Consider the following 12,606-nt stretch of genomic DNA (forward strand, 5'->3'; position numbering starts at 1 on the left):
CCTCCTGATCGCTTTTTATGATTGGCCTTGCGTGTCCCTGCGCAATTAGGTGCCGACCACTTTCAGATGCGGCGATGCATTGCCCTGCGGGCGCTGCTCCAGGAGCTTCATCGCGACGTCGACGCCGCCGGAGCGGTGCGGCACGCCGGCAACCGACAGGCCCATCTCCACGCCGGTGAGCGCGCCGAGCAGCGTCAGCGCATTGCATTCACCGAGATGGCCGATGCGGAAGACCTTTCCGGCAACCTTCGACAGGCCCGAGCCGAGCGACATGTTGTAACTCTCGAGCACGATCTTGCGGAGCTGGTCAGCGTCATGGCCGGGCGGCATCAGCACCGCGGTCAGCACCGGCGAGAATTCCGACGGCTCCTGGCACAGCACTTCGAGTCCCCAATGATTGACGGCGGCGCGCGTTGCGGCGGCGAGCCGCTGATGACGCGCGAACACGTTGTCGAGCCCCTCTTCGAGCAGCATCGCGATCGCCTCGCGCAGGCCGTAAAGCAGGTTGGTCGCGGGCGTGTAGGGGAAGAAGCCGTTGGCGTTCGGCTTGAGCATCTCCTCCCAGTCGAAATAGGAGCGCGGCATCTTGTTGGTCTTCGCAGCCGCGCGCGCCTTCTCCGAGATCGCGTTGAAGCCAAGGCCGGGCGGCAGCATGAACCCCTTCTGCGAGCAGCTGACGCTGACATCGACCTTCCACTCGTCGTGGCGGTAGTCGACCGAGCCGAGCGAGGAGATGGTGTCGACCATCAGCAGCGCCGGATGGCCCGTGCGGTCGATCGCGGCACGGATCTCGGCGATGCGGCTGGTCGCACCGGTCGAGGTCTCGTTGTGCACGACCATCACCGCTTTGATCGCGCGCGCCTTGTCCTCGGTGAGTTTGGCTTCGATCACGGCCGGATCGGCGCCGCGGCGCCAGTCGCCGGGCACGAAATCGACCTCGATGCCGAAGCGGCCCGCCATCTGCCGCCACAGCGTGGCGAAATGGCCGGTCTCGACCATCAGCACCTTGTCGCCCGGCGACAGCGTGTTGACGATCGCGGCCTCCCAGGCGCCGGTCCCCGAGGAAGGGAAGATCACGACGGGGCCCGCGGTTTGGAAAATCTTTTGGCTGCCTTCGAGCACGGTGCGGCCGAGCTCGCCGAATTCCGCGCTCCGGTGGTCGATGACAGGCATGTCCATGGCGCGAAGAACGCGCTCGGGGACCGGGCTCGGGCCCGGAATTTGAAGGAAATGGCGTCCCTGATGCATGAAAACCTCCCTGGCGGCGGATTCTGGCCGGCTCTGTTGGCCATTTTGCATTCATTTTTTGTCACTTCAATCGAAATTTGGTATTCGATTGCGGCCGTCGACGCGACCCAACGAGCAAACTACTGTGCTGCAAATGAAATCCACGATTCCCGACACCGGGGTTCCGATCACCCCGCCCGCCACAAATGGCGGCGACCGCCAAGAAAACCGTCACGAGGCCTCGCTCCATGGCGAGATCCTGCTGCGGCTGCGCGACTACGTCGTGGAAGGCAACATTCCCGACGGTGCCCGCGTTCCCGAGCGCCAGCTCTGCGAGATGTTCGGCATCTCCCGCACGCCCCTGCGCGAGGCACTGAAGGTGCTCGCGGCCGAGGGCCTGATCGAGCTGCTACCCAACCGCGGCGCCCGCATCCGCCAGCTCAGCCAGCGCGACCTCGAAGAGCTGTTCGACGTCATGGCGGGACTGGAGAGCCTCGCCGGGCGCCTCGCCTGCGAGGCCATTACGGATGCGGAAATCACTGCAATCGAGCAGCTGCATTACGAGATGTACGGCCATTATCTGCATCGCGACATGCACGGCTATTTCCAGGCCAACCAGCGCATCCACGAGAGCATCGTCGCAGCCGCGCGCAACGAGACGCTGAAGACCGCCTACGCCAACTTTGCCGGACGAATCCGCCGGGTCCGCTACTCCGCCAATTTCGCCCGCAAGCGGCAGCGCTGGGCGGAGGCGATGCGCGAGCACGAGGCGATCCTGGACGCGCTGCGCCGCCGCGCCGCGAGCGAGCTCAGCGACATCCTGTTCCAGCACCTGCGCAACAAGCGGACGGCCGCGATCGAGCACCTGGCCGAATCCGAAGACGACGCACCGGCGGCACCCTAAGGGGTAGCCGGCTTGCTCATTTTGAATTCATAATATAATCGGTCAGAAACAAGAATGAATAATCCGACGGGGCCGGGGCCTTGTAGGATCAATCCGGGACCAGGGATGACCAACGCCTCCTCGCTCGAACCGCGCCTGCGCGCGGACATGACTGGCGACGTCCTGTTCGATCACTTCAGCCGCGGCCGCTACGCCACCGACGCCTCGTTCTACCAGATCGTGCCGTCCGGCGTCGTGGTCCCCAAGACCATGAACGAGGCGCTGCGGGCCCTGGCGGTCGCCCGCGACGAGGGCGTGAAGGTCACCCCGCGCGGTGGCGGCACCTCGCAATGCGGCCAGACCGTCAACGATGGCCTCGTCGTCGATCTCTCAAAACACCTCAACCGCATCCTGTCGCTCGACGTCGAAGGCCGGACCTGCGTGGTCGAGCCCGGCATCGTGCTCGACGACCTCAACCGGCAGCTCAAAAAGCATGGCCTGTGGTTTCCGGTCGACGTCTCGACCGCGTCCCGCGCCACCATCGGCGGCATGGCCGGCAACAATTCCTGCGGCGGCCGCTCGCTTCGCTACGGCACCATGCGCGACAACACGCTGTCGCTGGAGGCCTCGCTCGCCGACGGCACGCTGAGCCGTTTCGGCGAGGTCTCGCGCGATCTCTCCGATCTCGACGCCGACGACAGCATGCGCGCCCTGTTCCGCGACATGCTCGACCTCGGCACGCGCGAGGCCGACGAGATCGCTGCGCGCTTCCCAAAAGTGCAGCGCCGCGTCGGCGGCTACAATCTCGATGCGCTCATCCCGCGCAATGCGCGCAACAACATGGCGCATCTCCTGGTCGGCTCCGAAGGCACGCTCGCCTTCACCACCAAGGTCGAGCTGAAGCTGTGGCCTGTCATCCGCAACAAGGCGCTGGGCGTCTGCCATTTCGGCAGTTTTTACGAGGCGATGGACGCGGCCCAGCACCTGGTCAAGCTGAAGCCGATCGCGGTTGAGCTGGTCGACCGCACCATGATCGCGCTCGGCCGCGACATCGCGATGTTCAAGCCGATCATCAATGCGGCGATCAAGGGCGATCCAGACGCCGTGCTGGTGGTCGAGTTCGCCGAGGAGGACCAGGCCGACAATCTATTGCGCCTCAAGCAGCTCGGCGAGCTGATGGGCGATCTCGGCTTCGGCTGGAATAACGACACGCGCAAATGGGGCGGCGTGGTCGAGATCACCGAGCCCGCGCTCCAAAGCGGCATCGCCGATTTCCGCGCCGCCGGCCTCAACGTCATGATGTCGATGAAGCAGGAGGGCAAGCCGGTCTCCTTCGTCGAGGACTGTGCCGTGCCGCTGCCGTATCTCGCCGACTACACCGCGCGGCTGAACGAGGTGTTTGCCAGGCATGGCACCAGCGGCACGATGTACGCGCACGCCTCCGAAGGCTGCCTGCATGTGCGCCCCGTGCTGAACCTCAAGCTCGACAAAGACGTCAAGGCGATGCGCGCCATCGCCGAAGAGGCTTTTGCGCTGGTGCGCGAATACAAGGGCTCGCATTCCGGTGAGCATGGCGACGGCCTGGTCCGCTCCGAATTCCACGAGACCATGTTCGGCGAGCGCCTCGTCACCGACTTCAAGGAAGTAAAGCACCGCTTCGATCCCGACGGCGTGCTCAACCCCGGCAAGATCGTCGACGCGCCGAAGATGGACGACCGCTCGCTGTTCCGTTTCAAGCCGGACTATCGCGTCGTTGACCTCAAGACCAAGCTCGACTGGTCGGCCTATCCCGGCGCCGGCGGCGGCTTCCAGGGCGCGGTCGAGATGTGCAACAACAACGGCGCCTGCCGCAAGCTCGAGGGCGGCGTGATGTGCCCGTCCTATCGCGCCGCGCGAAACGAGAAGGATGTCACGCGAGGCCGCGCCAACACCTTGCGGCTCGCGATCTCCGGGCAGCTCGGCCCCGACGCGCTGTCCTCCGACGAAATGATGGAGACCCTGAAACTTTGCGTCTCCTGCAAGGCCTGCCGCCACGAATGCCCGACCGGGGTCGACATGGCCAAGATGAAGATCGAGGTGCTGGCCGCGCGCACGGCCTCGCACGGCCTGACGCTGCGCGACCGCCTGGTCGGCTACCTCCCGCGTTACGCCGGCCTCGCGTCGCGCTTTGCGCCGCTAGCGAACTTGCGCAACCGAAGCCCGCTGCTGCGAAAGCTGTTCGAGCGCTTCGCCGGCATCAGCGCGCGCCGCGCCCTGCCCGCCTTCCGCAGCGATGTGTTCGTGGCGCCTGCCGACAGCGTCGGTCCGGAGGCCGGCCGCGAAGTCGTTCTCTTCGCCGACACTTTTAATCGCATCTACGAGCGCGAAAATCTCGAGGCCGCGTTGCGTGTGCTCGCCGCTGGCGGCTATCGCGTGCATATGCCGAAGCCCCCCAGCGGCAACCGGCCGCTCTGCTGCGGTCGCACCTTCCTGTCCGCCGGGCTGGTCGATGAAGCCAGGTCCGAGCTCGATCGTCTCGTCGCCGCCTTCGCGCCCTTTGCCACGCGCGGGGTGCCGATCATAGGCCTCGAGCCGAGCTGCCTGCTGACGCTCCGCGACGAGCTCGCCTCGCTGCGCAAGGACGATGACGCCAAGGCTGTCGGCGCCCACGCGCTGACCTTCGAGGAGTTTCTGGTGCGCGAGGCCGAGGCCGGCCGGCTGCAACTGCCGCTCGGCACCGTCGCTGAGAAGGCCCTCGTCCACGGCCATTGCCATCAAAAATCCTTTGGCGCCTTCAAGCCGGTCGAGCAGGTGCTGCGGCTCGTCCCCGGCCTTGAGGTCAAGACCATCGAGTCGAGCTGCTGCGGCATGGCGGGTGCTTTTGGTTACGGCGCGGACACCTATGATGCCTCGATCGAGATGGCCGAGCTGTCGCTGCTGCCGGCGGTGCGCCGCGCAGACCAGAGCACGCTCGTCGTCGCCGACGGCACCTCCTGCCGCCACCAGATCCACGACGGCGCGCAGCGCGAGGCGCTTCACGTCGCCCGCGTGCTGGCGATGAGCCTCGATAGCGCCGAGACCAATTCCACTCCTATTGCAAAGGAACCCAGTTATGGCTGACCTCACGCTCGACACCGCCCGCAAGATACTCGACGCCGCATTGGCGAAGGCGACTGAGCTGAAGCTCAAGCCGCTCGTCGTCACCGTCCTCGACGCCCGCGGCGTGCTCAAGCTCGCAGCCGCGCAGGACGGCACCAGCCTGATGCGCGCCGAGATCGCCCACGGCAAAGCCTTTGGCGCGCTCGCCATGGGCATGGGTTCGCGCGCTTTGTACCAGCGGGCACAGGAGCAGGCCTATTTCATCGACGCCGTGAACACGATTGCAAAAGGCGCGTTGGTGCCGGTCCCCGGCGGCGTGCTGATCATGGACGGCACGACCCTTCTCGGCGCCGTCGGCGTCTCCGGCGACACGTCGGACAATGACGAGGCGTGTGCCGTGGCGGGCATCCAGGCGGCGGGGTGGAAGGCGAACGCGGGGTAGCCTTGTCCATGCTACTGGAGCGTTGCGCATTCTAAGATGCCAAGAGATAGTGTGCCGCTGGATCGTCGGGGTTCGAATCCCTGGAGCGCTAACCGCCTTTCCCATACCAGCCCAAGCTACGATACCTCATCCAATCTTATCCATAGGGCGGTGCGTGAGCCTCAGGACGACCGCAGCTCTACGCTTAGACGAATATCGAAGCCCTGGGCTGCCGGTCAGGTGAAAGCGACCTCCGCCGCCCAAAATCGAAGACGCGCATTTTCGATGCCCGCTTTCGTCGGCACAGCACGGTGTCTCTTCGGAACTACACCCAGCTCGCATTGTAGCTCAAATCCAGGAGGCGCAACCACCGATACCGACATTCGGTCCAAGTTGCGATCTGACTGAGGGATGCCTGCGTCCCGAACGCAGTGAACAACTTCTAAGTCGTTGATTTTTCTTGATCTGGATGGCCTTTTCGACCCGTTTTGTTCACGCTCGTTTCGTCCAATTCATTGCGATTTCGTTGCGGCGGCAGCCAGGGAGAACGGCGCTTGGCGCGTCATTGGGATCTTGGACTGGCGGCCGAGCAGCCGAGGCCTCCGAGGGTAAGCGCATTAGACTATGCCGTGATCTGTCGGGGATTCGAGTCACTAGACCGCCACATTGCTAAACCCACCGCCCTGGAGGCGCTGTTCTCCTACCGGGGGCAGCTTAACTCCGGACCCCGGTGTTTGGATAAGAGGGGCATTGGCCGGGTCTCGAATGCTGCCCGCTTCTGCAGGCTCGAACTTTCGCGCTACAGAGCCGTCGTTTCGCATTGAGACCTTCCGTTTGCTCCACGCTCACTTAATTGCTTCGACCAGTCCACGGTCGATCGGCAGCGAGGCGAAGGGCATGTAGAAGAAGGGCGCAGCCTGAACATTGCATGACAATGCCTGTTTGGTGCACCTGGCGAAATGCGATCAGGTGCCCCGCTTCCCTGCGGAAACATCCCAAAGCTCACTGCCTTGAACCGATCGCGGGAGGAGCAACAGCACGAGGATCGCGGCCAGGATCGGCACGGCCGCCGCCAAGACGATGGATTTCGGAGACCAGCCAAGCGAGAACAGCAGACCAACGAAAGCAGGCCCGACGATCGAACCGATCCGCCCCGCTGCCGCAGAGAAGCCGACGCCGTTGGTTCGCAATGGCGCGGGATAGATTGAGACGGCCAGCGCCGACTGGCCGACCGAACAGGCGATAAGCCCGGCGCCGGCACCTAGAATCAGCGCCCAGACCCACGACGTCGTCGCCCAAAGCGCGATTCCGGTCACGCATACCGCAGCTGTCGACGCGGCAATCCTCATCACGCTGGTGACGGCGAAGCGGCCCACCAGCGGCACGACAATCAAATTGGCGATGAGGCCGCCGGCGCTGAAGAAGCCGACCGCGAACTGGCCGTCCGCAGCCGGAAAGCCGAACCCGATCAGCAGCGGGGGCAGCCAGAAGATGAGTGCATAGGCGTCGGCGAAGATGAGAAATGAAAAGATCCAGAGACATGTGGTTCGACTGCCGAGCGAACCGGCAAATAGGCTTGAGATGAGCTTCAGATTTCCCGCCATACGCTTGTCGCCCGCCACCGTTGCCGCAGCATCGGCTTCATCTGGCGCAGGCAGCCAGCGCAACAGTACAAATGACAGCAACAATGGAAGCGCGCCTCCGAAGTAGAATAGTGACTCCCAGCCATACTTCCTGGTCAGAAGGCCGCCAAGCGCACCGCTTAGGGCCCCACCCGCAGCAAGTCCCGTTCCGACCACGATCGTGGCGGCAGCTCGCAGCGTGACGGGTGCCTGCAAGACTGCGATCGCCACGGCCGAGGGAAGTGCAGCGCCAAGTCCTATGGCCGTGACAAGACGGAGGATGGACAGGACAATAATCGAACTCGCAAAGGGTGTTGCCAAGGTGAGCACCCCGAATCCAATCACGCTGAAAATCAACACACGTCGAGCCCGCCATCGGGCCACCAGATAGCCGGAAGCCAGATATCCTAACACGGCTCCGATGCTTGTCATGATAAATGGCAGTGTCAAGGAAGCTGTCGACACGCCGAAGTGAGCCGCGATTGCCGGACCGGCGACTCCGATGGAGCCCGTATCAAGGCCGTCGAGCAATATCGCTAGGAAACACAACAGCAAGGTTTTGGGAAAGGACGGCTGAAGACTTTCAGAAACAGCCGGAGAGGCGCTTGCGACGCTTGCGGCATCGCCCCTTCCAATCACATCCATCTTGTTCGTCAAGCTCATCCCCCGATGATTGCGTTGCCCGGCGCATTCGTGTGTTAAAAGATTTCGTTCGCGGCTTGTCGAGACCCAGGAATGGGACTGTTCGTTCCGAATCCGGCACAAGCGGCTCTCAGCGAGATGCAGGACGCAACGGGCAGCTCGCATATCCGCGGGGAGTCCCAAAGTCTTGTCCGTTGATCGCCAGTCGAAGCAATACGCGAATACGTTGCAAGCCGCGTCCCCGGCGCGCTCTGCCCATTGCAGAGAGGACTGCAGAGACGTCCGCTTCGAGAATGATTGCGGATTGGGTCTCGCGGGCCGCAGGCTGTTCGCCACGACTCGGTCAGGCTGCCGGCATGCTATCCTGCAGATGACGGGCCAATCCGGCCACAAACAGACGGCCGGCAAGCGTCAGTGACCGCCGCGAAGGGTAAAGAGCATAAACGGTAACGGAAGGCGGCGCCCAATCGGGAAGCGGAAGCACCAGACGTCCTTCCACGAGGTCGGCTTCGCACATCGTTAGCGGCAACCGCGCCAAGCCGGCGCCGCTCAACGCCGCCTGCCTGATCACGTTTAGGTTGTTCGCGCTGAACTTCAGATTGACGTTCAATTCGGTCGTGTTTGCGTTTCGGTTCACGAGCGTCCAGCGTGCCAGATGGCCGTCTGCCGCCCAGCCAATTCCGTTCCGGTCCTGAAGCTCCGCTGGATCGTTGATCATTCCGAGTGGTTTCATGAAGCCAGGCGAGGCAACGAGCCGGTAGCTTGCGGCGGCAAGCTTTTGCCGGACCAGCTCGGAGTCGGCCATGGTGTCCCCGCGCGCCGGGTGAATCATCAGGTCATAGTCGCCGATCGCGGTGTCGAAGGCACCGACCGCACTATCCAGGGTGATGCGAACGTCGGTATGCACGATCGAGAATCCGATCGCGAATTCGGAAACCAGACTTTCGGCCAGCACGGCCGGGCAAGAGATGCGGAGCTTGCCTGACGGGTGATTTGAAAAGCTCTCCGCCAGCGCTTTAATGGCATCTAACTCCTCCTTGATCCGCTCACTTCGTTCATAGATCGAAATTCCGACTTCGGTTGCGGAGAAATTTCTCGGCCCCCGGTAGAGCAGATGCACGCCAAGCTGGCTCTCGAGATCGCCGATGCGACGGCTCAGGCTGGACTTCGGAATGCCGGTCTTACGGCTTGCGGCAGAAAGGCTGCCGGCCCTGACCGTCTCCACGAAAAGCGTAAGGTCGTCAACGATCCCCATTTTCGATCACCTCGGCCGCCATGGCGTCTGGTCAGCGAGCCCTGCCGGCGGCGGCCTTGACCATATTCCCAGCCGGAGGCAGGCGCCAGCAGTCGTATTGTCGAGCAAGGCTTCTGCCCTAGTGTTGCCCTTGCCGTCCGCGCTCCAACAGGCCGATCGCAAGTGTCATTGGTTCGCGGCATTCCGGGACACGCCGTCCATCCCTACGTCTCCACTCATGGCGCAGGCATGATTTAATGTGCCGGGCCTTGCCGAACGGCTCGCTCACGCCGACCACCGTTTTAGGCGTCGGGAAACGAAGGGCTCATTTCACCAAGGGACACCCACCAGCTTCCAAAGGACGAAATGCCCGTTCCGAAGGAATGGTCGAGAGATGCTTGTAATAGTCGTACGGATATCTCGATTCTTCCGGACGCTTCACCTCGAACAGGTGCATTGGATGTATGACGCGCCCGTCCTCGCGAATTCTGATATTGCCGAACAACTTATCCCGTCCATTCACCTTCTTCATTTCCGGTACCACAGCGTTCGAATCGTCGCTTTGCGTGGCGGCAACCGCGCCGAGAAAAGTCAACGTCGACGAATAGACGCCGGCTTGGTTTCCACTCGGCATTTTTCCGTTCATGCCGGCGCGCGCAGCGAACCGCTTCGCGAAGGCTCGCGTGTCATCGTCCGCATCCCAGTAGAACGCCTCGATCAATTGTAGACCTTGCGCGACCTTAAGACCCATTCCGTGAACATCGTTGATGAAGAGGAGGAAGGCGACCATAGACTGGCCGCCCTGCTGAATACCGAATTCAGACGCCTGCTTGATCGCGTTGATCGTATCGCCGCCGGCATTTGCCAGACCGATTACCTTCGCCTTGGAACTCTGGGCTTGCAAAAGGAACGACGCGAAGTCCGACGTGCCGATGGGGTGCTTGCTGGAGCCATACACTTTGCCACCGTGCTTTTCGATATAGTTCGTCGCTTCTGACTCGAGGCCCTGGCCGAGCGCGAAGTTCACGGTGATGAAATACCAGTCCTTGCCTCCACGCTCCATCATTGCCGCCGAGGTCGCATGCGCAGTCGCCCAGACGTCATTGACCCATTGGATGGTGTTGGGAGAGCACTCCTTGCCGGTAAGCTCGGACGTGGCTGTCGACGCAGCGAGAAAAGTCGCCCTTGTGCCGCGGAGCAGCGAGTTCACCGCCAGTCCGACCGCCGAATTTGGCACATCAACCACTGCATCGACCCGGTCGAGATCAAGCCATCTTCGTACGATCGCTGACGCCACATCGGCTTTATTCTGATGGTCTGCAAAGATCACCTCGACCCTGACACCTTTATGAGCCCCCTCGAAGTCCTCCGCTGCCATCCTGGCAGCCTCGACGGATCCCAGACCATTTGTGTCCTGATAAAGTCCCGACATATCGGTGAGCACGCCGATGCGGACGACCTTGTCCGACACTTCGGCGTTCGCCATCTGCGGCGCAGCGAATGCGGTTATGATGAGCAAAGTAAGCACGCGCATTCTCATCTTGTTACCTTCGGTTCAGCAATAGGGGGACTGGTTTTCTTCGGCCTTAGATCTGCTTATTCGGAATGTGGAGAAGTAGCCCGTCGAGGCCTGACGTCATCTGGATCTGGCACGACAACCGGCTCGTCTGGCGGCGTTCGGCCGCGACTTCGGTGAGCAGCGCTTTCTCTTGCTCCAAAACTGATGGCAGTCGATCGAGCCATTCATCATCAACGTATACGTGACACGTCGCACACATGGCGTTTCCGCCGCATTCAGCTAGAATGCCCGGTATTGCGTTCTGGGTAGCAGCTTCCATTGCGCTCTCTCCCTCGTGTGCCTGGACGACTTCCGAGCTCCCGGACGACTGGACGAACTTGATGGAAGGCATGCGTCAATCCATTGCTTTGAGGGTGACGGGAAGGCTGTCTAGGCCGCGCAGCGTGTTATTGTAGCGGCGCCGAACCGCTCCCGAGATTTCGATTGATTTCGCTTTTCTCGCCAAAGCCGACAGCATGACTTCTCCCTCGAGCTGTGCGAGGAATTGGCCGCTGCACATGTGGACCCCCGAACCGAAGCCGACGTGCCCGCTCGTTTGCCGACAAATGTCGTACTCATTCGGACGGTCCCATTTGCGTGGATCACGGTTAGCGGCGCCCAGGAACATCAGCACCTTTTCGCCCGCTGGAACCTCAAAACCGTCTATCTCGACCTTACGCGTGGTCGTTCGGAAGAAGGTTTGCACTGGCGATTCGAAGCGGATTGCCTCCTGAAACGCCTTGCGCGCCAGCGTGGGATCTCCCTTCAAACGGCTCCACTGGTCTGGAAAGCGCGCTAGGCAATACAACGCTGCTCCTAACGCATTGACGGTTGTGTCGAGGCCCGCGCTTAACAGTGACCGCACCAACAACGGGGCTTCCAACTCGCTGATCTCGCCAAGTTCAACGCGAGAATAAATGGACGCGCCCAAGCCTCCCGGCATGAGGTTCTTCCGCTGACACTGCTCTTGAACATAAGCTTGATGAGGCATCGACCGCTCCAGCGACTGCCGGCGAAGCTCATTCGGAGGGCCAAAAGCGTTGAATACGACCCCGGCATACGGGAGAAGATGCTCCCGCCCCTCTTTTTTCAGCCCAACCGCATCAGGAAATACTGAGAGTGGGAACGCCTCGGCAATATCCGAAATGGCATCGACATGGCCCTTTGAGACCACCTCCTCCGCCTTCAGTTCAGCGATCCTTGTGAAGTGCTCCCGCAGCTCTCTTACGAGAGCCGGCGACAATGTTCGATCGAAGACGGCGCGAATTCTGGTATGTTCCGGAGGATCTGCTTCAAGGATAAGGCTAGGCGGCCGCCACGGCGCTTCCTTTACAAAGTCGCTCAATCCGGCACCGCGGCTCGAGCAAAAGCTGGCGTGGTCATGTAGAATGGCTCGAACGTCCCGATGACGGGCAACCGCGTAGACGTTCCATTTTGAAAGCCGGATGACCGGTCCGGTTTCGCGTAGACGCTCGTGCGTGTGATATGGATCGTCGAAGAACTCCATTGAAAACGGATCGATGTCGAGTTCTGGAATTGGACGAGTTGTCGTCATCGCTGCAGCCCTTCCCTTCGCCACGAAACATAGCCCCTCGTGGCCCTCACAGGTTGCGCGCCATTCCTAGAGAGGCCGGGTGCCGCGCTCGCTTTAGGTTCTTACTCCTTCATGCTGAAGTCGCCTCCGCGAGCTGACAATGACCATTTCCGTAAAATCGGGAACCAGTGGCCAATAGCAGCGGCGCGACGGGTCGACGGAAATTCAGGAGAAGTTCACGAAGGGCGAACGGCTTGGTAGCTCCTGCCGGGAAGGACTCAACGCTCGTATGCAAGTTCTAGACGACATCGAGCCCACGCCACTACCAAAAATGGCCGCGCAGCGAGGTCGCTGGCGGCCAGTGTTTGGGAGGAAACGCCAAAGAAAGGAAGAAAGAGGAGGCCCGA

General features: G+C 61.9%; 9 protein-coding genes. 3 read left to right on the forward strand and 6 right to left on the reverse strand.

Features of this window, described 5'->3' with window-relative positions; genetic code table 11:
• Positions 1–45 precede the first annotated feature (45 nt).
• Positions 46–1,248, reverse strand: a complete 1,203-nt coding sequence (locus ABIC09_RS22745) for a pyridoxal-phosphate-dependent aminotransferase family protein (protein ID WP_502917693.1) — start codon at positions 1,246–1,248, stop codon at positions 46–48.
• Positions 1,249–1,381: 133 nt separating this feature from the next.
• Between ABIC09_RS22745 and ABIC09_RS22750 the strand changes: the two genes are divergently transcribed.
• The 3 genes from ABIC09_RS22750 to ABIC09_RS22760 all read left to right on the forward strand — a co-directional run bounded on the left by ABIC09_RS22750 (position 1,382) and on the right by ABIC09_RS22760 (position 5,630).
• Positions 1,382–2,131, forward strand: a complete 750-nt coding sequence (locus ABIC09_RS22750) for a GntR family transcriptional regulator (RefSeq protein ID WP_354034909.1) — start codon at positions 1,382–1,384, stop codon at positions 2,129–2,131.
• A 105-nt stretch (positions 2,132–2,236) separates the two neighbouring features.
• Entirely contained in the window at positions 2,237–5,209 is a 2,973-nt protein-coding gene (locus tag ABIC09_RS22755) for an FAD-binding and (Fe-S)-binding domain-containing protein (RefSeq protein WP_354110618.1), read from the forward strand.
• The gene (locus ABIC09_RS22760; RefSeq protein WP_354110619.1) at positions 5,202–5,630 is read left to right on the forward strand and encodes a GlcG/HbpS family heme-binding protein; all 429 of its coding nucleotides are present in this window, start codon (positions 5,202–5,204) and stop codon (positions 5,628–5,630) included. The genes ABIC09_RS22755 and ABIC09_RS22760 overlap by 8 nt, the downstream gene beginning before the upstream one ends.
• Before the next feature lie 944 nt (positions 5,631–6,574).
• On the opposite strand, the gene ABIC09_RS22765 is transcribed toward ABIC09_RS22760, so the two are convergent.
• The 5 genes from ABIC09_RS22765 to ABIC09_RS22785 all read right to left on the reverse strand — a co-directional run bounded on the left by ABIC09_RS22765 (position 6,575) and on the right by ABIC09_RS22785 (position 12,220).
• Positions 6,575–7,888, reverse strand: a complete 1,314-nt coding sequence (locus tag ABIC09_RS22765) for an MFS transporter (protein WP_354110620.1) — start codon at positions 7,886–7,888, stop codon at positions 6,575–6,577.
• A 328-nt stretch (positions 7,889–8,216) separates the two neighbouring features.
• The gene (locus ABIC09_RS22770; protein WP_354110621.1) at positions 8,217–9,128 is read right to left on the reverse strand and encodes a LysR substrate-binding domain-containing protein; all 912 of its coding nucleotides are present in this window, start codon (positions 9,126–9,128) and stop codon (positions 8,217–8,219) included.
• A gap of 304 nt (positions 9,129–9,432) precedes the next feature.
• Positions 9,433–10,641: an ABC transporter substrate-binding protein gene (locus ABIC09_RS22775; RefSeq protein ID WP_354034901.1), complete on the reverse strand. Its 1,209-nt coding sequence runs from the start codon at positions 10,639–10,641 to the stop codon at positions 9,433–9,435.
• Between the two features lie 52 nt (positions 10,642–10,693).
• Positions 10,694–11,017, reverse strand: a complete 324-nt coding sequence (locus ABIC09_RS22780; RefSeq protein ID WP_354034899.1) for a 2Fe-2S iron-sulfur cluster-binding protein — start codon at positions 11,015–11,017, stop codon at positions 10,694–10,696.
• A gap of 3 nt (positions 11,018–11,020) precedes the next feature.
• Positions 11,021–12,220: a cytochrome P450 gene (locus ABIC09_RS22785; RefSeq protein ID WP_354034897.1), complete on the reverse strand. Its 1,200-nt coding sequence runs from the start codon at positions 12,218–12,220 to the stop codon at positions 11,021–11,023.
• Positions 12,221–12,606: the final 386 nt, after the last annotated feature.

This window comes from Bradyrhizobium sp. S3.12.5, assembly GCF_040548225.1.
Classification (GTDB): Bacteria; Pseudomonadota; Alphaproteobacteria; order Rhizobiales; family Xanthobacteraceae; genus Bradyrhizobium; species Bradyrhizobium cytisi.